Genomic DNA, 17874 nt, shown 5'->3' on the forward strand with positions numbered 1-17874 from the left:
GGGCCTGCTGCTCGGGGCTTTTGGGGCAGGATAGGCCCGGCGGCCCCGTCTGCCAAGCGTTTAGGCGGTCAGCTCACGCACCCGTTCCGACAGCCATTCCAGATCGGCATCGCCGATCCCCAGTTCCGCCAGATGCGCCGCGGTGTTCCACAGGTAATCGCGGTTCGGCCCGCGCCCGCCCGTGGCACCGGCGATGATCTGCGCCTGTTCCTCCAGCGCCAGCCCGCCGCAATACTGGACGTGATCGGGGTCGATCACATAGGTCAGGCAATCCAGCAGCTCATCGCCGCATTGCACCGGCAGATGCTGTTCCAGATAGGCCGAGGATACCAGCTCGCGTTCGCGCAATTCGGCCAGCGTCGCGGCCTCGGCGCCCGGGGTCACCCGAAAGGCCACGCCGTCGCAACAGGCGCCCGCGGCGCGGTCAAGCGCCAGCACCAGCCCCGGCGCGGTTTCGGTGCCGCGATGGTGGATCGACCGCATGCAGAAACTGCGATGCCAGCCATGGGCGCGGCCGATGCGCCGTTCGGCCACCGGAAAGCCCGGATGCCAGATCAAGGAACCGTAACCGAAGACCCACATCTCTGGCCCTCCCTTCCCGGTCTTAGTAAAGAGGTGGCGAACAAAGGAAAAGGGGCGGGAATGCGCGCATTGGCCTGGATCGTGGTGCTGTTGACCGCCCTTTACGGCGGCTACTGGTTCGTGGGCGCGCGCGCAGCCGAACGCGGCGCGACCGAGGCCCTGGCCGAGGCCGCCCGTCGCGGGGTGGAGGTGCGGCATCAGGGCCTGTCGGTGGCCGGATTTCCCAGCCGTTTCGACCTGACGCTGACCGAGCCGCGCGTGACGGCCGGCGGCCTTGCCTGGCAGGCCCCTTTCGCGCAGATCCTCGCGCTCAGCTACAAGCCGTGGGATCTGATCGCGGCGCTGCCCAACGAACAGTCGCTGACCGCCATGGGCCAGACTGTTGCCATCGGATCGACGCGGATGCAGGCCTCGCTGTTCCTGACGCCGCGCAGCGATCTGCCGCTGGATCGGTTCGATGCCGTGGCCGAGGGGACGAGCCTGCGGTCCGATGCCGGCTGGGCGCTTGGCTTCGGGTCGGCCAATGCCAGCCTGATCGCGGGCGAGGGCGGCACGGCGCAGGCGGCGTTCCGCATGCTGGATCTGGTGCCCGATCAGCGGCTTGTCGCGGCACTGAACGGCGCGCTGCCCGCCACGCTGGAGCGGGTGGACCTGTTGGCCGATCTGACGCTGGAGGCGCCGCTGGCGCTGCGCGGCGCGCCGCCCGCAATCAGCCGGGTGTCACTGCGCGAGGCGCATCTGGTCTGGGGGCCGCTCAAGGCCATGGCGGCGGGCGATCTGGTCGCCGATCCCCAGGGGCAGGCCGAGGGCACGGTCGATCTGCGGATCGAGGGCTGGCAGGCCGGGCTGGCCGGGCTGGAGGCCTCGGGTCTGGTGCCGCAACAGTATCGCACCGCGCTGCGGTCGCTGCTGGAAAGCCTGGCCGCGCAATCGGATGAGCCGGGTGTGCTGAAACTGCCGCTGGTGCTGGCCAATGGGCGCATGATGTTCGGGCCGATCCCGCTCGGCCCGGCGCCGCAGCTACGGTAGGGTCAGCGTGACCGCGATCCGGTCGAGGATTTCGCCCCCGCGCCGCAGTTCTGCGCTGCCGTGATACTGCCCCGCCGGCCAGGCCGGATCGCGACGCTGGCGGCCGATGGCGCGGAAGCTTTGCGCCTGCGTCCGTTCCAACGCCAGATCCTGCGCTGCCACCGCGCCTTGCGGTCCGGTCAGGGTCAGGGTCAGGCGATCCCCCTCTTGCGTGCCGTAAAGATAGGCCCAAAGCACCAGTGCCGGGGCCTCGGCCGCCGGGGCGGGCACATCTCCGGCCTTGATCCGGTCGAAGGCGGGGATGTCCGGGGCGAAGCCGGCCCCGATGATGCCGCCGCGCGAAAGCGGCAGATCCTGTGCCCAGAGGTCTTGCGCGGGTGTGCCGCAGCGATCGGCGCCCTCGGGCGCGAAGGGGTCGATCCAGCGGCCCTGCCGTCGCAGCGTCAGGTGCAGATGCGGGAACTGGGTTCGGCCCGACAGCCCGACCTGCCCCAAAGGCGTGCCGAGGGCGACCGGATCGCCCGGCCGCACCGTGATGCTGCCCTGTTTCAGGTGGCAATACTGGGTTTCCCAGCCATCGGCGTGTCGGATCAGCACGCCATTGCCGCAATCGCGCCCTTCGGTATCGGGCGCGCCGGCGCTGCCATGGATCACGTCCGGCATGCCATCGCGCGCGGCGCGCACCACGCCCGGCGCGGCGGCGCGCACCGTGACCCCCGCCGCCATCGCCGCCAGCGAGGGCAGGGCGAAATCGGTGCCGTCATGGCCGTCATAGGTGATGGTGCCGCAGGCGAAATCCTGTCGGCCGGGGCCGGGATCGTGATCGGGGTAATGCTGGATGAAGCAGCTGTCGCCCGGCACGCAATCCAGCGGCAACGCCAAGTCAAAGGCCCCCGCCGGGGCGGGGGCCAGGATCAGCGCCAGCAGCGCCTTTTTCATTCGGCGGTCAGCAGCGGCGGCTTCTGGCCGGTCAGGCGCGGCTTGCCCGGTTCCTCGATGATGAGGTCGATCTTGTCGTCCTTGACACCGACCCGCACCACGCCACCCTTTTGCAGCTTGCCGAACAGCAGTTCCTCCGCCAGCGGCTTTTTCAGGTTTTCCTGAATCACCCGGCCCAGCGGACGCGCACCCATCTTGTCGTCATAGCCCTTGTCGCCCAGCCAGCGCGCGGCGTCGTCCGACAGTTCGATATGGACGTTACGGTCCATCAGCTGCGCCTCAAGCTGCAAGACGAACTTTTCGACCACCTGCATGATCGTGTCCTTCGACAGCGGCGCGAAGGCCACGACCGCATCCAGACGGTTGCGGAATTCCGGCGTGAAGGTGCGTTCGATCGCCGCCGTATCCTCGCCCGTGCGCCTGTCGCGGCCAAAGCCGATGGCGGCCTTCTGCATGTCCGACGCGCCGGCATTGGTGGTCATGATCAGGATCACGTTGCGGAAATCGACCTGCCGCCCGTTGTGATCGGTCAGCTTGCCGTGATCCATCACCTGCAACAGGATGTTGTAGACATCCGGGTGCGCCTTTTCGATCTCGTCCAGCAGCAGCACGCAATGCGGATGCTGGTCCACGCCATCGGTCAGCATGCCGCCCTGATCGAAACCGACATAGCCGGGCGGGGCGCCGATCAGCCGCGAGACCGCGTGTTTCTCCATGTATTCCGACATGTCGAAGCGCAGCAGCTCCACCCCCAGCGTATTGGCCAGTTGCTTGGCCACCTCGGTCTTGCCGACGCCGGTGGGGCCGGCGAACAGGTAGTTGCCGATGGGTTTTTCGGGTTCGCGCAGGCCGGCGCGGGCCAGCTTGATCGAGGCCGACAGCGCCTCGATCGCCTTGTCCTGGCCAAAGACCACGCGCTTGAGCGATTTTTCCAGATCGCGCAGGATCTCCGCATCGTCCTTGGAGACCGATTTCGGCGGAATGCGGGCGATCTTGGCCACCACGGCCTCGATCTCCTTGGTGCCGATGGTCTTGCGGCGCTTGGCGGCAGGCAGCAGATGCTGCGCGGCGCCGGCCTCGTCGATCACGTCTATGGCGCTGTCGGGCAGCTTGCGGTCGTTGATGTAGCGCGCGGCCAGTTCCACCGCCGACTTGATCGCCTCATTGGTATAGCGCAGGTCGTGATGTTCCTCGAAATTCGGCTTCAGCCCTTGCAGGATCTTGATCGCATCGGGCACCGAGGGTTCGTTCACGTCGATCTTCTGGAACCGACGGCTGAGCGCGCGGTCCTTTTCGAAATGCTGGCGATATTCCTTGTAGGTGGTCGAGCCCATGCAGCGCAACTTGCCACCTTGCAGCGCGGGTTTCAGCAGGTTTGACGCATCCATCGCGCCGCCCGAGGTGGCGCCGGCGCCGATCACGGTATGGATCTCGTCGATGAACAGGATCGCGTCGGGGTGATCCTCCATCTCCTTCACCACGGCTTTCAGACGTTCCTCGAAATCGCCGCGATAGCGGGTGCCGGCCAGCAGCGCGCCCATGTCGAGGCTGTAGATCGTGGCGCCCGAAAGGATCTCGGGCGTTTCGCCATCGACGATCTTCTTGGCCAGACCTTCGGCGATGGCGGTCTTGCCCACGCCGGGGTCGCCCACCAGCAGCGGGTTGTTCTTGCGGCGGCGGCACAGGACCTGGATCGCGCGCTCCACCTCGGATTCGCGGCCGATCAGCGGGTCCACCTCGCCCTTGCGGGCCTTCACGTTCAGATCGACGCAATATTTCGACAGCGCCGATTCCTTGGCCTCGCCCGCCTCGCCCTTGGGCGTCTCATGCTGGCTGTCCTCCGACCCGGTGATCGGGCGGCTTTCCCCAAAGCTCGGATCCTTGGCCACGCCATGCGCGATGAAATTCACCGCGTCATAGCGCGTCATGTCCTGTTCCTGGAGGAAATAGGCGGCGTTCGATTCGCGTTCGGCAAAGATCGCGACCAGCACATTGGCGCCGGTCACCTCGTTCCGCCCCGAGGATTGCACATGGATCGCGGCGCGCTGGATCACCCGCTGAAAAGCGGCGGTCGGCACGGCCTCGGACCCTTCGACATCGGTGATCAGCGTCGAAAGATCGTCGTCGATGAAATCGGTGAGCGTCTTGCGCAGGTCATCGAGATCGACCGAGCAGGCGCGCATCACGCGGGCGGCGTCCGGCTCGTCGATCAGGGCGAGCAGCAGATGCTCCAGCGTGGCAAGTTCGTGGCGGCGCGCATTGGCAAGAGCCAGCGCGGCGTGGATGGCCTGTTCAAGGGTGGTCGAAAACGATGGCACGATGCGGTGCTCCTTCCTTCTGGACGGCGGGGCCACGCTGACGGGGCTTGGCCTCGATGCCGACCTTGGCCTCATAGGGTTAAAGTTCGGTTTTCTGGCCGCCGCTTCAAGCCCCAATTCGCAGATTTGCCCATTTGCTGATCATCAGTCACAAAATGTGATCCTTTGGATTCACCTAAGCCTCAGAATTTGTCCTTCAAGGCCCGGATCGTGGCGAAAACCTCGGCATCCGATGCATCGGGCAGGCCAAGGGCGGCCTTCATCGCGGGGTCGGCGGCGCGCAGCATCGGGTTGGTCGCCACTTCCTCGGCCAGGGTCGAGGGCACGGTGGGCTGGCCGGCGGCGCGGGCGCGGGCGATGCGGTCCAGCCGCTCGACCAGCGCGGGCGGCTGATCCAGCGTCAGGGCAAAGCGGGCATTGCTTTCGGTATATTCATGGCCCGAACAGATCAGCGTCTCGGGCGGCAGCGCGCGCAGCCGCGACAGGCTTTGCCACATCTGGCCGGGCGTGCCCTCGAACAGGCGGCCGCAGCCCATGGCCATCAGGCTGTCGCCGGTGAAGGCCAGCCCCGCCTGGGCAAACCAGTAGGCGACATGCCCGACGGTATGGCCCGACACGTCGATCACCTCGGCCTCGGTGCTGCCAAAGGCGATGCGGTCGCCCGGGGCCACGGCCTGCGTCAAAGCGGGCAGCCGATGGGCATCGGCGGCGGCGCCGAACACCGCGACCTCGGGGCCGATGGCCAGATCGGGCAGGCCATCGACATGGTCCCAATGGTGATGCGTCAGAAAGACATGGCTGAGCGTCCAGCCCCGTGCCGCCAGCTCCGCCCGGATCGGCGCGGCCTCGGGCACATCGACCAGGCCGGTCGCGCCGGTTGCCGCATCATGGATCAGAAAGGCGTAATTATCCTTGAGGCAGGGGATGGTGACGAGGTGCAGCATGGCGTTTCCTGACATGTCGGCTATGGTGGCCCTGAATTTGGGGGCAAGCGGAAGCAGCTGCAATGCATCTCGACGTGCTGGATCTGCGCAACTTCTATTATCGCACGCAGCTCGGGCGTGTGGCGCAGCGTGCGATCCGCGACCAGCTGGTCGCGATGTGGCCGCCCATGGCGGGGCAGACGGTGGCTGGTTTCGGCTTTGCCGTGCCGCTGCTGCGCCCCTATCTGCCCGAGGCGCGGCGCGTCATCGGGCTGATGCCCGGGCCGCAGGGCGTGATGCCCTGGCCCGCCGGAATGGAGAATGTCAGCGTGCTGTGCGAGGAAACCGCCTGGCCGCTTTCGACCGGCTTCGTGGACCGGCTGGTGCTGATGCACGGGCTGGAAACCTCGGAACAGCCCTCGGTCGTGCTGGAGGAGGCGCATCGCGTGCTGGGGCCGGGGGGCAAGGCGCTGTTCGTGGTGCCGAACCGTTCTGGCCTCTGGGCGCGGGGCGATGGCACGCCCTTCGGCTTTGGCCGGCCCTATTCGCTGGGCCAGCTTGAGGCGCAATTGCGCCGCCACGGCTTTACCCCCGAACGCCATGTCGCGGCGCTCTATGCCCCGCCCTCGTCGCAGCGGTTCTGGCTGCGCACGGCGGCGTTCTGGGAACGCGCGGGGCGGCGCTTTGCACCCTGGATCGCCGGCGGGGTCTTGATGATCGAGGCCAGCAAGCAGGTCTATGCCCCCACCCGGGGCGGGTTGGGGGCAGTGGTGCGCAAGCCCTTGAAAGTGCTGGAGGGCATCGGCCAGGGCGCGCCGGAACCTGCGCTGAACCGGCGGCCCTGACCCTGCGCGCCGCCCGGTATCAGATGATCCGCACCTGGGTGCCAATGGGTGCCAGCGCGAACAGATCCTCGATCATCTCGTTATAGAGACCGATGCAGCCATCCGAGGATTTGCGGCCGATCTTGCGGGTGTCATGGGTGCCGTGGATGATATAGGCCGGCCAGCCCAGATACATCGCATGGGTGCCCAGCGGGTTCTCCGGCCCCGGGCCGATCGGCTTCCAGTCGGGGAAACGCTGCATCTGCGACGGGGTCGGCGTCCAGCTGGGCCCGACCTTCTTGCGCACGATCTCGGTATAGCCGCGCTTGGTCAGTTCGTCCGACTTGGGCACCGATGTCGGGTAGATGCGATAGGTCCCGGCATCCGCGCTCCAGAAATGCAGCGCGCGCGAGACGGTGTCGGCGACGATCGCCCCTTTGCCGAGGCTGGTGAAATGGTCGCGCCAGTCCTGCATGGAAAAGCCGGAGGCATTGGCGCGGACGCCGGTGCTGGCGCGCGCCAGCGAGGGCAGGCCAAGGCTGGCGGTGGCGGCCAGGCCCAGCGAAAGGGCGCTGCGACGGGTCTGCATGGGGGCTCCTGTTCGTTCTTTGCTCGTTGCCGCCGCCATCCTGCCCGCAGCGGTCGGGGGCGGCAACCGCGGCTGACCCGGTTGACGCGAAGGTGAACCGCCGTGAGCCGGGCCCGCGGGCCGATTCCCGCGCAATGGCGCCGATTTCGGCGGCATGTCCAGCCATGGCGCGATCCGGCCCGCAATGGGGCAAATGTTTGCGGCAGACAGCCTGCTTTTCGCGCCTGTTCACGGTTGCGGCATTACGGCGCGTCTGCTAGAGACGCCTCGAATTTGAGACGCATGGGCTTCATGCGCCAACAATGGCCTCTGGCCTGCGCGTCGGTTCAGGCCGGGTCGCGCGGAACCAAGGCAAACAGCGGAAGGGTTGTCGTGTCCGAAACAGCTTCGATCTCCTCCGGCATTGCCGCGCGCTACGCAACTGCCCTTTTCGATCTCGCCAAAGAGTCGAAGGGCCTGAAGGCACTGGAAGGGGATGTCGATGCGCTCGACGCCGCCCTTTCGTCTTCTGCCGATCTGCGCGACCTGATTTCCTCGCCGGTCTATTCGCGTGAGGATCAGGGCAATGCCATTGCGGCCGTGGCCGCCAAGGCGGGCCTGTCGGCCCTGACCGCCAACACGCTGGCACTGATGGCGCAAAAGCGCCGCCTGTTCGTGCTGCCGCAGCTGCTGTCGGACCTGCGCGCGCGCATCGCCGCCGAAAAGGGCGAGGTGACCGCCGAGGTGACCGCCGCCACCGCGCTTTCGGCCGAACAATCGGCCAAGCTGGCCGAGACGCTGAAGGCGCGTGTCGGCAAGGACGTGAAAGTGAATGTTGCCGTCGATGAAAGCCTCATCGGCGGTCTTGTCGTCAAGCTGGGCTCGACCATGATCGACACGTCGATCCGCTCGAAGCTCGCGGCTCTCCAGAATGCAATGAAAGAGGTTGGGTGAGATGGGAATCCAGGCTGCTGAGATCTCTGCGATCCTCAAGGAGCAGATCAAGAACTTCGGCAAGGACGCCGCTGTCGCCGAAGTCGGCCGCGTGCTGTCGGTCGGGGACGGGATTGCGCGCGTTCACGGGCTGGACAATGTCCAGGCCGGCGAAATGGTGGAATTCCCCGGCGGCATCCGCGGGATGGCGCTGAACCTCGAAGTCGATAACGTCGGCGTCGTGATCTTCGGTTCCGACCAGGACATCAAGGAAGGCGACACCGTCAAGCGCACCAAGTCCATCGTGGACGTGCCGGCGGGCGAGGCCCTGCTGGGCCGCGTGGTCGATGGTCTGGGCAACCCGATCGACGGCAAGGGCCCGATCGCCGCGACCGAGCGTCGCGTGGCCGACGTCAAGGCCCCGGGCATCATCCCGCGCAAATCGGTGCATGAGCCGATGGCCACCGGCCTCAAGGCCGTGGACGCCATGATCCCGATCGGCCGTGGCCAGCGCGAGCTGATCATCGGCGACCGTCAGACCGGCAAGACCGCCGTGGCGCTGGACGCGATCCTGAACCAGAAGTCGTATAACGAAGCGGCTGGTTCGGACGAATCGAAAAAGCTCTACTGCATCTACGTCGCCGTCGGCCAGAAGCGTTCGACCGTGGCGCAGCTGGTGAAGAAGCTGGAAGAAACCGGCGCGATCGAATACACGATCGTCGTGGCCGCGACCGCCTCGGACCCGGCGCCGATGCAGTTCCTGGCGCCCTATTCGGCGACCGCCATGGCGGAATATTTCCGCGACAACGGCCGTCACGCCCTGATCATCTATGATGACCTGTCGAAGCAGGCCGTGTCCTACCGTCAGATGTCGCTGCTGCTGCGCCGTCCGCCGGGGCGTGAAGCCTATCCGGGCGACGTGTTCTATCTCCACTCGCGTCTGCTGGAGCGTTCGGCCAAGCTGAACGAGGATTTCGGCGCCGGCTCGCTGACCGCGCTGCCGATCATCGAAACCCAGGGCGGCGACGTGTCGGCCTTCATTCCGACCAACGTGATCTCGATCACCGACGGCCAGATCTTCCTGGAAACCGAACTGTTCTACCAGGGCATCCGCCCGGCCGTGAACACCGGTCTGTCGGTGTCGCGCGTGGGTTCGTCGGCGCAGACCAACGCCATGAAGACCGTGGCCGGCCCGGTGAAACTGTCGCTGGCGCAATACCGCGAGATGGCGGCCTTTGCCCAGTTCGGTTCGGACCTCGACGCCGCGACGCAAGCGCTGCTGAACCGCGGTGCGCGCCTGACCGAGCTGATGAAGCAGCCGCAATATTCGCCGCTGACCAACGCGGAAATCGTCTGCGTGATCTATGCCGGCACCGCGGGCTTCCTCGACAAGGTGGCGGTGAAGGATGTGGGCCGGTTCGAAGCCGGGCTGCTGTCCTACCTGCGCGGCCAGCGCAAGGACATCCTGGACTGGCTGACCACCGCCGACCCGAAGATCAAGGGCGCGGATGAGCAGAAGCTGAAAGACGCGATCGCCGATTTCGCCAAGACCTTCGCTTGAGCGGCCTGAAAGGACAGGGATATGCCCAGCCTTAAGGACCTCAAAAACCGGATCGGAAGCGTCAAGAACACGCGGAAGATCACGAAGGCCATGCAGATGGTGGCCGCGGCGAAACTGCGCCGCGCGCAAGAGGCTGCCGAGGCCGCGCGCCCCTATGCTGACCGCATGAATGCGGTCATCGCGGGGCTGGCGGCGTCGGTCGGCGGTTCGGATGGCGCGCCCCGGCTTCTGGCCGGGACGGGCCGCGATCAGGTGCATCTTCTGGTCGTGATGACGGCGGAACGCGGCCTTTGCGGCGGCTTCAACACCACGATCGTGCGGCTTGCCCGCGCCCGTGCGAATGAGCTGCTGGCGCAAGGCAAGACCGTGAAGATCCTCACCGTCGGCAAGAAGGGCCGCGAACAGCTGCGCCGCGATCTTGGCGACAAGTTCGTGGGTCACGTTGACCTGTCGGAAGTGAAGCGCGTGGGCTATGCCAATGCGCATGAGATCGCCCGCGATATCCTGGCCCGTTACGAGGCCGGCGAATTCGACATCGCGACGATCTTCTTCAACCGCTTCCAGTCGGTCATCAGCCAGGTGCCGACGGCGCAGCAGATCATTCCGGCCCAGCCGGTTGAAACTGCGGCCGACAGCGCGGCGCTCTACGATTACGAGCCCAGCGAGGAGGCCATTCTGGCCGATCTGCTGCCGCGTGGCGTGGCGACCCAGATCTTCACCGCACTTCTGGAAAACGGGGCGTCCGAACAGGGTGCCCGGATGAGCGCGATGGACAATGCGACCCGCAACGCGGGCGACATGATCAACAAACTGACGATCCAGTATAACCGGAGCCGTCAGGCCGCGATCACCAAAGAGCTTATCGAAATCATCTCGGGCGCCGAGGCGCTCTGACGACCCGAACGGAGAAACGACATGGCACAAGCACAAGGCAAAGTGACGCAGGTCATCGGCGCCGTTGTGGACGTTCAGTTCGATGGCGCCCTGCCGGCCATTCTGAACGCCCTCGAAACCGAGAACAACGGCAAGCCGCTGGTTCTGGAAGTCGCCCAGCATCTGGGTGAAAACACCGTCCGCACCATCGCGATGGACGCGACCGAAGGTCTGGTCCGTGGCGCCAAGGTGACGGATACCGGCGCGCCGATCTCGGTGCCGGTGGGCGACGCGACCCTGGGCCGCATCCTGAACGTCATCGGCGAGCCGGTGGACGAAAAGGGCCCGGTCATCGCGACCGAAAAGCGCGCCATCCACCAGAAGGCCCCGGAATTCGCCGAACAGGCGACCGACAGCCAGGTTCTGGTGACCGGCATCAAGGTGATCGACCTGCTGGCGCCCTATGCCAAGGGCGGCAAGATCGGCCTGTTCGGCGGCGCCGGCGTGGGCAAGACGGTTCTCATCATGGAACTGATCAACAACATCGCCAAGGTGCACTCGGGCTTCTCGGTCTTCGCCGGTGTGGGCGAGCGGACCCGTGAAGGCAACGACCTCTATCACGAGATGATCGAATCGGGCGTCATCAAGATCGACGATCTGTCGTCGTCGAAAGTGGCGCTGGTTTACGGCCAGATGAACGAACCCCCGGGGGCCCGTGCCCGCGTGGCGCTGACCGGCCTGACCCTGGCCGAACAGTTCCGCGACCAGTCGGGGACGGACGTGCTGTTCTTCGTGGACAACATCTTCCGCTTCACCCAGGCCGGTTCGGAAGTGTCGGCTCTGCTGGGCCGTATTCCTTCGGCCGTGGGCTATCAGCCGACGCTGGCCACCGACATGGGCGCCCTGCAAGAGCGCATCACCTCGACCAAGAACGGCTCGATCACCTCGGTGCAGGCGATCTACGTTCCGGCCGACGACCTGACCGACCCGGCGCCGGCGACCTCGTTCGCCCACCTCGACGCCACCACGGTTCTGTCGCGCGCGATCTCGGAACTGGGTATCTACCCGGCCGTTGACCCGCTCGACTCGACCTCGCGCATGCTCGACCCCCAAATCGTCGGGCAAGAGCACTATGACGTGGCCCGTCAGGTGCAGGGCATCCTTCAGCGCTACAAGTCGCTTCAGGACATCATCGCCATCCTCGGGATGGACGAACTGTCGGAAGAGGACAAGCTGACCGTGGCCCGCGCCCGCAAGATCCAGCGCTTCCTGTCGCAGCCCTTCGACGTGGCGAAGGTCTTCACCGGCTCGGATGGCGTGCAGGTGCCGCTCGACAAGACCATCGCGTCGTTCAAGGCCGTGGTGAATGGCGAATACGACCACCTGCCGGAAGCCGCCTTCTACATGGTCGGTGACATCGAGGAAGTGAAAGCCAAGGCTGCCAAACTGTCCGCAGCCGCGGCGTAAGGGGGCTGAGCATGGCCAACACCCTGCAATTCGACCTGGTGTCGCCCGAACGGAAGCTCGCTTCCGTTCAGGCCACCGAGGTGCAGATCCCGGGGGCCGACGGCGACCTGACGGCGATGGAAGGCCACGCGGCCACCATCACCACGCTGCGCCCGGGCATCCTCAAGGCGGTGTCGCCGCAAGGGACGCAGGCCTTCGCCGTGACCGGCGGTTTCGCCGAGATCACCGCGGCGGGCGTGACCGTCCTCGCGGAGCGCGCGATCCCGGTCGAGGATCTGTCGGGCACCATCCTGGACGACATGGTCCAGGAAGCCCGTGATCTGGCCGCCATCGCGCCGGCAGACCAGAAGGATGCGGCCGAGAAGATCGTTCACGATCTGCTCGCCCTGCGCAATGACGCGGCGCATCACTGATCCGCCGCCGCTGATCGAACGGAAGGCCCCGCGCATGCCGGGGCCTTCTGCATTGAGAGCCAAATTTTGCCGAAATTTCGATTCATACTTGGCCGCATGAGGGCGAAGTCGCCTGCCGGCGCGGAGAGGGCCGCATGAAACGGATCACGACCAGTTCCTTCGGGATTGAGCAGGGCAGTCGCGTGCTGTTCAGCGATTTCGCGGATGGCGGCTCGATGTGGACGGGCCAGGGCCCGCGCGAAAGCCGGTTCATCGTCAGCTTCAAGGAACCGTTCCTGGACCCGCCGGTGGTCATGGTGGGCATTTCCATGTGGGACATGGACAACAAGCACAATTCCCGCGCCGATATCAGCGCCGATGCGGTGACCGAAAAGGGCTTTCACATCGTCTTCCGCACCTGGGGCGATACCCGCGTCGCCCGCATTCGCGCCGACTGGACCGCGATCGGCCCGGTGCGCAGTGAGGATGACTGGGTGCTGGAATAGAAAGGCCGCCCGAAGGCGGCCCCGAATTTTCGTCGAAAATTCGTGCGCGGCTCAGCTGCGCTGATAGATGCCTTCATAGATCGGCACGAGCGTATCGGTCTCGAACAGCGACGAGACGCTGGTGCCATGCCAGGTGTTCAGGATCGCCTGGGCGAACATTGGCGCGGTCGGCACGATGCGGATATTGGGGCAGTTCTTCACCGCCTCGGTCGGTTCGATCGAATCGGTGATGACCAGCGATTTCATCACCGAATTCTGCACCCGCTCTACCGCCGGGCCGGACAGCACGCCATGGGTGATATAGCTGTGGACCTCGGTCGCGCCGTTTTCCATCAGCACCTCGGCGGCCTTGCACAGCGTGCCGGCCGTATCGCAGATGTCATCGACGATGATGCATTTATAGCCCTTCACGTCGCCGATCACCGTCATGCCGGCCACTTCGCCGGCCTTTTCGCGGCGCTTGTCCACGATCGACAGCGGCGCGTTGATCCGCTTGGCCAGTTCGCGCGCCCGCGCCACGCCGCCCACATCGGGAGAGACGATCATCACATCGTCCAGCTGGCCCTTGAAATGGTGTTCGATATCCAGCGCGAAGATCGGGCTGGCATAGAGGTTGTCCACCGGAATGTCGAAAAAGCCCTGAATCTGCGCGGCGTGCAGGTCCAGCGTCAGGATGCGGTCGATGCCGGCTTCGGTCAGCAGGTTCGCGACCAGCTTGGCGCTGATCGGCGTGCGGGCCTTGGCGCGGCGGTCCTGGCGGGCATAGCCGAAATAGGGGATGACGGCGGTGATGCGATCGGCCGAGGAGCGGCGCAGCGCATCGGCGATGATCAACAGTTCCATCAGGTTGTCATTGGCCGGGCGCGAGGTCGGCTGGACGATATACATATCCTCGCCGCGCACATTCTCGAACACTTCGACGAAGATCTCGCCGTCGTTGAACCGCTCTACCCGGGCATCGACCAGCCCGACCTGCATGCCGCGATGCATCGACATGCGCCGCGCGATGTTTTTGGCAAGGCTTCGGTTCGCGTTACCCGAAATCAGCTTCGGTTCGGTCATGGCAGCCATCTCTCTCTCGTCCTGTCATCCGTGGGGCCGTGGAGACGCCCGCGGGATTCGCTCGGCCCCGGGGACGTTGACACCGCTTAGCACCGGGTTAGGGTCTCCGCAAACCGCGAGCGCAACAGGAAAGGGCCTGCCATGGCACATATCGACTATTTTTTCTCCGCTGTGTCGCCCTATGTCTATCTGGCAGGGCAAAGGCTGGAGGAGGTGGCGCGGCGCCACGGCGCGACGATCACCTATCGGCCGCTGGACCCGGCGCAGCTTTTCGCGCGGACCGGCGGGCAGCCGCTGGCGCAGCGCCATGAGAGCCGCAAGGCCTATCGTCTGCAAGAGTTGACGCGGCAATCGCGCAAGCGGCGCCTGCCGCTTCAGCTTCATCCGGCCTTCTGGCCGGTGAACCCGGCGCCCTCGGGCTATGCGATCATTGCCGCGCAGGCGGCGGGCGGTGGCGATCTGGGCGCGCTGGCGCATGGTCTGGCGCGCGCCTGCTGGGCCGAGAACCGCGATATCGCGGATGATGCGGTGATCCGCGATTGTCTTGCGGCGGCGGGGTTTGATCCGGCGATCGCGGATCGGGGGCTGCTGGCCGCCGCCGAAACCTATGGCGTGAACCTGGAAGAGGCGGTCAGCCGGGGTGCCTTTGGCGTGCCGTTCTACATTACCGGCGATCAGCTGTTCTGGGGCCAGGATCGGATCGAGGATCTGGATCTGCATCTGTCTGGCAAGCTGTGAGCGGCTATCGTCAATGGCATGCCGGCGGGCGGGCGGCGGTGGCGCTGCATTGCTCGCTGGCCCATGCAGGGGCCTGGTCGGGGCTGGCCGCGGCCCTGCCGCAACTGGCGCTGACCGCGCCCGATCTGCCGGGGCATGGCCATGCCCCGCCGCTGGCCCCGGGGCAGGATCTGCATGATGCGGCGGTGGCCATCGGCCTTGCCGCCATCGCGCAGGCCGGGCCGCCGGTCGATCTGATCGGCCACAGCTTTGGCGGCACGGTTGCGCTGCGGATCGCGCTGGAACGGCCCGCGCTGGTGCGCAGCCTGACGCTGATCGAGCCGGTTCTGTTCTCGATCCTGCGGGGCAGCGCGGCCTATGATGCCTTTGCCCTGGGCTATGGCGCGGTCGATGCCGCGATGGATGCCGACCCGGCCGGGGCGGCGGCGCTGTTCCATGGTGTCTGGGGGCAGGGCGCCTTCGACCGCCTGCCGGCCTTGCAGCGCCGCTACATGAGCGACCGTATGCCGCTGGTGCGGGCGCAGAACCCGGTCCTGCTGGACGATCGCCCCGGGCTTGTCACGCCCGGGCGGCTGGAGGCATTGGCCCTGCCGGTGCTGCTGGTCGAAGGTGCAGACAGCCCGCCGGTGATCGCCGGCATCCAGCAGGCGCTGGCGGCACGCTTGCCGCAGGTGCGGCGGGTCGTGGTGCCCGGTGCCGCGCATATGGTGCCGATCACCCATCCGGGCGAGGTGGCCGCCGCGATGGCGGATTTTCTCAGAACAGCTTGAGGAAGGCCGCGACCTCGGACTCGGTCGTGGCCCAGCTTGTGACCAGCCGCGCGCCCTCATGCCCGGCGGGGGCGGGCATGTCGTAAAAGGCGGCGCCCGCGGCGCGGAGACGGGCGGATTGCCCCTCGGGCCAGATCGGAAACAGGATATTCGCCTCGACCGGATGGCGCAGGGCGATGCCTTTGGCCGCCAGCCCATGCGCCAGCCGTGCCGCCATGCCATTGGCATGGGCGGCCCAGTCCAGCCAGCGGTGATCCTCCAGCATGGCCAGCATCTGCGCCGCCAGATAGCGGCCCTTGGACAGAAGATGCCCGCCACGCTTGCGGCGCAGCTCGAATTCCCGGGCCTTTGCGGGGTCGAAGAAGATCACCGCCTCGACCCCCATCAGCCCGTTCTTGGTGCCGCCAAAGGACAGCACATCGACCCCCGCCCGCCAGGTCAGCGCGGCGGGCGTGGCGCCGGTCGCGGCGACGGCATTGCAGAACCGCGCGCCATCCAGATGCACCGGCAGGCCGAAATCCCGCGCCACCGCGCAAAGCAAGGCGGTTTCGGCGGCGGAATGGACGGTGCCGGCCTCGGTCACATTTGTGATCGACACCGCGCCGCGCTGCACATTGTGCAGGCTCTGGCCGCTGGCGGCGATGGTGGCGCGCAGCGCCTCGGGCGACATGCGGCCCTGCGGCCCATCGACCAGCACCAGCTTGGCGCCATGGGTGAAAAACTCCGGCGCGCCGCATTCATCCACCGCGACATGCGCCTCGGTCTGGCAGAACACCGCGCCCCAGGGCGGGCAAAGCGTGCCAAGCGCCAGCGCATTGGCCGCCGTGCCGGTGGTCACCAGATGCACCACGGCCTCGGGCGCCTCGAACAGATGGCGCAGGCGATCCTGCACCTGAAGGGTCAGCGCGTCGGCGCCATAGCCGGGGGTAAAGCCCTCATTCGCCCGGGCCAGGGCGGCCAGAACCGCAGGCGGCACCGGGGCGGCATTGTCCGAGGTGAACCACATGTCACAACCCGCCTTCGATGATGTAATCGTCCCAGTCGTCTTCGCTGACCTCGAATTCCGGCACGGTCCAGCCGCGGACCGAGACGCCGGCGCTATGGACCGTTTCCGGGTCGCCCGAAACCAGCGGATGCCAGTCGAACAGCGGCTTGCCTTCGAAAAGCAGCCGATAGGCGCAGGTCTGCGGCATCCAATAGGCGACCTCGGGCAGGCGCTTGGGCGTCAGGCTGACGCAATCGGGCACGAATTGCTTGCGGATCGGGTATTGCGTGCAGCGGCAGGTCTCGCCATCCAGCAGGCGGCAGGCGACGCGGGTGAATTCCACCTCGCCGGTATCCTCATATTCGATCTTGTTCAGACAGCACTTGCCGCAGCCATCGCAAAGCGCCTCCCATTCCTCGGGGGTCATCTTGTCGAGCTTGACGGTTTCCCAGAAACGCGGGCGCATCACGCGTCCGCCAGAATGCTGCGGGCGCGGTCGCAATCGGCCTGCATCTGCGCGACCAGCGCGGGCAGGCCGTCAAAGCGCATCTCGGGGCGCAGGTAATCGACCAATGCGACCGACAGGTGCTGGCCGTACAGATCGCCGGAAAAGTCGAACAGGAAGGTTTCCAGGTTCGGGGTGTTCTCGCCGAACATCGGGCGCACGCCCAGGCTGGCCGCGCCGCCATAGCTGCCCTGATGCGGGCCGGTCAGCACATCCACCTTCACCGCATAGACGCCCAATCGTGGCAGATGCAGGCCCGCCACGCTCATGTTCGCGGTCGGAAAGCCCAGTTCGCGGCCGCGCTTTTCGCCATGCAGCACCGCGCCCTCAATCCGGTGCAGGTGGCCCAGCATGGTGGCGGCATCGCGGGCGCGCCCCTCGCTCAGCGCGTTGCGGATCGCGGTGGACGAGATCTCCTTGCCGCCCACCCGCAAAAGCGGCGCGACGGTAACGCCAAAACCCAGCTGCGCGCCCAGCGATTGCAGGTCGTCCACCGTGCCCTTGCGCCCCTTGCCAAAGCAGAAATCGCGCCCGACGGTGACATGGGCCACGCCCAGCCCCTCGGCCAGCACGATACGGGCGAATTCCTCGGGGGTGAAACCGGCCATTTCGGGGCCGAAAGGCAGTTCGAACAGCCGCTCCACCCCCAGCTTGGCCAGACGGTTGGCGCGCGCCTCGGCATTCATCAACCGAAAGGGCGGCGCGTCGGGGGCGAAATATTCGCGCGGATGCGGCTCGAAGGTCAGCACGCCCAGCGGCCCCGCCGCCGCCGCGGCCTCGATCACCGAGCGGTGGCCCAGATGCACGCCATCGAAATTGCCCATGGCAACCGAGGCGCCCCGGTCGGCGGCATCAACCCCATGCCAGTGCGAGATGATCTTCATGCGGCCCCGTGCAGG

19 protein-coding genes are annotated in these 17874 nt (G+C 66.4%); 10 read left to right on the forward strand and 9 right to left on the reverse strand.

From position 1 onward, the window contains the following. Nucleotides 1–60: 60 nt before the first annotated feature. Nucleotides 61–582: a gamma-glutamylcyclotransferase gene (locus FOA17_RS03005; RefSeq protein ID WP_149140006.1), complete on the reverse strand. Its 522-nt coding sequence runs from the start codon at nt 580–582 to the stop codon at nt 61–63. A 60-nt stretch (nt 583–642) separates the two neighbouring features. Here FOA17_RS03005 and FOA17_RS03010 point away from each other — a divergent pair, with 60 nt between their 5' ends. Continuing rightward, entirely contained in the window at nt 643–1611 is a 969-nt protein-coding gene (locus FOA17_RS03010; protein ID WP_162528156.1) for a DUF2125 domain-containing protein, read from the forward strand. Here FOA17_RS03010 and FOA17_RS03015 read toward each other — a convergent pair. From FOA17_RS03015 to gloB, 3 genes are all read right to left on the reverse strand, one after another. Further along, the gene (locus tag FOA17_RS03015) at nt 1603–2550 is read right to left on the reverse strand and encodes a M23 family metallopeptidase (protein ID WP_149140008.1); all 948 of its coding nucleotides are present in this window, start codon (nt 2548–2550) and stop codon (nt 1603–1605) included. The genes FOA17_RS03010 and FOA17_RS03015 overlap by 9 nt on opposite strands. Continuing rightward, complete coding sequence (gene clpA, locus FOA17_RS03020; protein WP_149140009.1) at nt 2547–4868, reverse strand: ATP-dependent Clp protease ATP-binding subunit ClpA; 2322 nt, start codon at nt 4866–4868, stop codon at nt 2547–2549. The genes FOA17_RS03015 and clpA overlap by 4 nt, the downstream gene beginning before the upstream one ends. 182 nt (nt 4869–5050) lie before the next feature. After that, nucleotides 5051–5812 carry a hydroxyacylglutathione hydrolase gene (gene gloB / locus FOA17_RS03025; RefSeq protein WP_238991709.1) on the reverse strand — a complete coding sequence of 254 codons (762 nt, stop codon included), beginning with the start codon at nt 5810–5812 and terminating at the stop codon, nt 5051–5053. A 62-nt stretch (nt 5813–5874) separates the two neighbouring features. On the opposite strand from gloB, the gene FOA17_RS03030 reads away from it, so the two are divergent. Next, entirely contained in the window at nt 5875–6636 is a 762-nt protein-coding gene (locus FOA17_RS03030; RefSeq protein ID WP_149140011.1) for a class I SAM-dependent methyltransferase, read from the forward strand. A 19-nt stretch (nt 6637–6655) separates the two neighbouring features. Here the strand turns inward: FOA17_RS03030 and FOA17_RS03035 are convergent, their stop codons facing one another. Beyond that, on the reverse strand, nt 6656–7204 hold the full coding sequence (locus FOA17_RS03035) for a L,D-transpeptidase (protein ID WP_149140012.1): 549 nt from the start codon (nt 7202–7204) through the stop codon (nt 6656–6658). Between the two features lie 372 nt (nt 7205–7576). On the opposite strand from FOA17_RS03035, the gene FOA17_RS03040 reads away from it, so the two are divergent. The 6 genes from FOA17_RS03040 (at nt 7577) to FOA17_RS03065 (ending at nt 12915) form a co-directional block, all read left to right on the forward strand. After that, nucleotides 7577–8137 carry a F0F1 ATP synthase subunit delta gene (locus FOA17_RS03040; RefSeq protein ID WP_149140013.1) on the forward strand — a complete coding sequence of 187 codons (561 nt, stop codon included), beginning with the start codon at nt 7577–7579 and terminating at the stop codon, nt 8135–8137. 1 nt (nt 8138) lies between these two features. Next, nucleotides 8139–9677 carry a F0F1 ATP synthase subunit alpha gene (gene atpA, locus FOA17_RS03045; RefSeq protein ID WP_149140014.1) on the forward strand — a complete coding sequence of 513 codons (1539 nt, stop codon included), beginning with the start codon at nt 8139–8141 and terminating at the stop codon, nt 9675–9677. 21 nt (nt 9678–9698) lie between these two features. Next, the gene (locus FOA17_RS03050) at nt 9699–10571 is read left to right on the forward strand and encodes a F0F1 ATP synthase subunit gamma (RefSeq protein ID WP_149140015.1); all 873 of its coding nucleotides are present in this window, start codon (nt 9699–9701) and stop codon (nt 10569–10571) included. Between the two features lie 21 nt (nt 10572–10592). After that, nucleotides 10593–12017 carry a F0F1 ATP synthase subunit beta gene (gene atpD, locus FOA17_RS03055; RefSeq protein WP_149140016.1) on the forward strand — a complete coding sequence of 475 codons (1425 nt, stop codon included), beginning with the start codon at nt 10593–10595 and terminating at the stop codon, nt 12015–12017. A gap of 11 nt (nt 12018–12028) precedes the next feature. Next, nucleotides 12029–12430, forward strand: coding sequence for a F0F1 ATP synthase subunit epsilon (locus FOA17_RS03060; RefSeq protein ID WP_149140017.1), 402 nt, complete (start codon nt 12029–12031; stop codon nt 12428–12430). A 134-nt stretch (nt 12431–12564) separates the two neighbouring features. After that, the gene (locus tag FOA17_RS03065; protein ID WP_149140018.1) at nt 12565–12915 is read left to right on the forward strand and encodes an H-type lectin domain-containing protein; all 351 of its coding nucleotides are present in this window, start codon (nt 12565–12567) and stop codon (nt 12913–12915) included. A gap of 51 nt (nt 12916–12966) precedes the next feature. On the opposite strand, the gene FOA17_RS03070 is transcribed toward FOA17_RS03065, so the two are convergent. Beyond that, nucleotides 12967–13986: a ribose-phosphate pyrophosphokinase gene (locus FOA17_RS03070; protein ID WP_149140019.1), complete on the reverse strand. Its 1020-nt coding sequence runs from the start codon at nt 13984–13986 to the stop codon at nt 12967–12969. Between the two features lie 132 nt (nt 13987–14118). Here FOA17_RS03070 and FOA17_RS03075 point away from each other — a divergent pair, with 132 nt between their 5' ends. Together FOA17_RS03075 and FOA17_RS03080 are read left to right on the forward strand one after the other, a co-directional pair. Then, nucleotides 14119–14715 (forward strand): 2-hydroxychromene-2-carboxylate isomerase, encoded by a 597-nt coding sequence (locus tag FOA17_RS03075; RefSeq protein WP_149140020.1) that lies wholly within the window; start codon nt 14119–14121, stop codon nt 14713–14715. Further along, a complete protein-coding gene (locus FOA17_RS03080; protein WP_162528157.1) occupies nt 14712–15485 on the forward strand; it encodes an alpha/beta fold hydrolase in 774 nt (257 codons plus the stop codon). The genes FOA17_RS03075 and FOA17_RS03080 overlap by 4 nt, the downstream gene beginning before the upstream one ends. On the opposite strand, the gene FOA17_RS03085 is transcribed toward FOA17_RS03080, so the two are convergent. The 3 genes from FOA17_RS03085 to FOA17_RS03095 are packed head-to-tail and all read right to left on the reverse strand — an operon-like array spanning nt 15472 to nt 17859. Beyond that, on the reverse strand, nt 15472–16491 hold the full coding sequence (locus FOA17_RS03085) for a threonine aldolase family protein (RefSeq protein ID WP_149140022.1): 1020 nt from the start codon (nt 16489–16491) through the stop codon (nt 15472–15474). The two genes, FOA17_RS03080 and FOA17_RS03085, sit on opposite strands and share 14 nt — an antisense overlap. A gap of 1 nt (nt 16492) precedes the next feature. Next, nucleotides 16493–16936, reverse strand: a complete 444-nt coding sequence (locus FOA17_RS03090) for a YcgN family cysteine cluster protein (protein ID WP_149140023.1) — start codon at nt 16934–16936, stop codon at nt 16493–16495. Continuing rightward, the gene (locus tag FOA17_RS03095; protein ID WP_149140024.1) at nt 16936–17859 is read right to left on the reverse strand and encodes a bifunctional riboflavin kinase/FAD synthetase; all 924 of its coding nucleotides are present in this window, start codon (nt 17857–17859) and stop codon (nt 16936–16938) included. Before FOA17_RS03095 ends, FOA17_RS03090 begins: the two co-directional genes overlap by 1 nt. Nucleotides 17860–17874 lie beyond the last annotated feature (15 nt).

The organism is Gemmobacter caeruleus (assembly GCF_008271655.1).
GTDB lineage: Bacteria > Pseudomonadota > Alphaproteobacteria > Rhodobacterales > Rhodobacteraceae > Gemmobacter > Gemmobacter caeruleus.

What these genes read in the sequence shown, in the direction of transcription:
- FOA17_RS03010 (WP_162528156.1), top strand. Translation starts at nt 643, where the DNA reads ATGCGCGCATTGGCCTGGATCGTGGTGCTGTTGACCGCCCTTTACGGC.
- atpA (WP_149140014.1), top strand. Translation starts at nt 8,139, where the DNA reads ATGGGAATCCAGGCTGCTGAGATCTCTGCGATCCTCAAGGAGCAGATC.
- FOA17_RS03050 (WP_149140015.1), top strand. Translation starts at nt 9,699, where the DNA reads ATGCCCAGCCTTAAGGACCTCAAAAACCGGATCGGAAGCGTCAAGAAC.
- FOA17_RS03085 (WP_149140022.1), bottom strand. Translation starts at nt 16,491, where the DNA reads ATGTGGTTCACCTCGGACAATGCCGCCCCGGTGCCGCCTGCGGTTCTG.
- FOA17_RS03075 (WP_149140020.1), top strand. Translation starts at nt 14,119, where the DNA reads ATGGCACATATCGACTATTTTTTCTCCGCTGTGTCGCCCTATGTCTAT.
- FOA17_RS03035 (WP_149140012.1), bottom strand. Translation starts at nt 7,204, where the DNA reads ATGCAGACCCGTCGCAGCGCCCTTTCGCTGGGCCTGGCCGCCACCGCC.
- FOA17_RS03090 (WP_149140023.1), bottom strand. Translation starts at nt 16,936, where the DNA reads ATGCGCCCGCGTTTCTGGGAAACCGTCAAGCTCGACAAGATGACCCCC.
- gloB (WP_238991709.1), bottom strand. Translation starts at nt 5,812, where the DNA reads ATGCTGCACCTCGTCACCATCCCCTGCCTCAAGGATAATTACGCCTTT.
- FOA17_RS03070 (WP_149140019.1), bottom strand. Translation starts at nt 13,986, where the DNA reads ATGGCTGCCATGACCGAACCGAAGCTGATTTCGGGTAACGCGAACCGA.
- FOA17_RS03065 (WP_149140018.1), top strand. Translation starts at nt 12,565, where the DNA reads ATGAAACGGATCACGACCAGTTCCTTCGGGATTGAGCAGGGCAGTCGC.
- FOA17_RS03095 (WP_149140024.1), bottom strand. Translation starts at nt 17,859, where the DNA reads ATGAAGATCATCTCGCACTGGCATGGGGTTGATGCCGCCGACCGGGGC.
- FOA17_RS03060 (WP_149140017.1), top strand. Translation starts at nt 12,029, where the DNA reads ATGGCCAACACCCTGCAATTCGACCTGGTGTCGCCCGAACGGAAGCTC.
- FOA17_RS03005 (WP_149140006.1), bottom strand. Translation starts at nt 582, where the DNA reads ATGTGGGTCTTCGGTTACGGTTCCTTGATCTGGCATCCGGGCTTTCCG.
- FOA17_RS03015 (WP_149140008.1), bottom strand. Translation starts at nt 2,550, where the DNA reads ATGAAAAAGGCGCTGCTGGCGCTGATCCTGGCCCCCGCCCCGGCGGGG.
- atpD (WP_149140016.1), top strand. Translation starts at nt 10,593, where the DNA reads ATGGCACAAGCACAAGGCAAAGTGACGCAGGTCATCGGCGCCGTTGTG.
- FOA17_RS03030 (WP_149140011.1), top strand. Translation starts at nt 5,875, where the DNA reads ATGCATCTCGACGTGCTGGATCTGCGCAACTTCTATTATCGCACGCAG.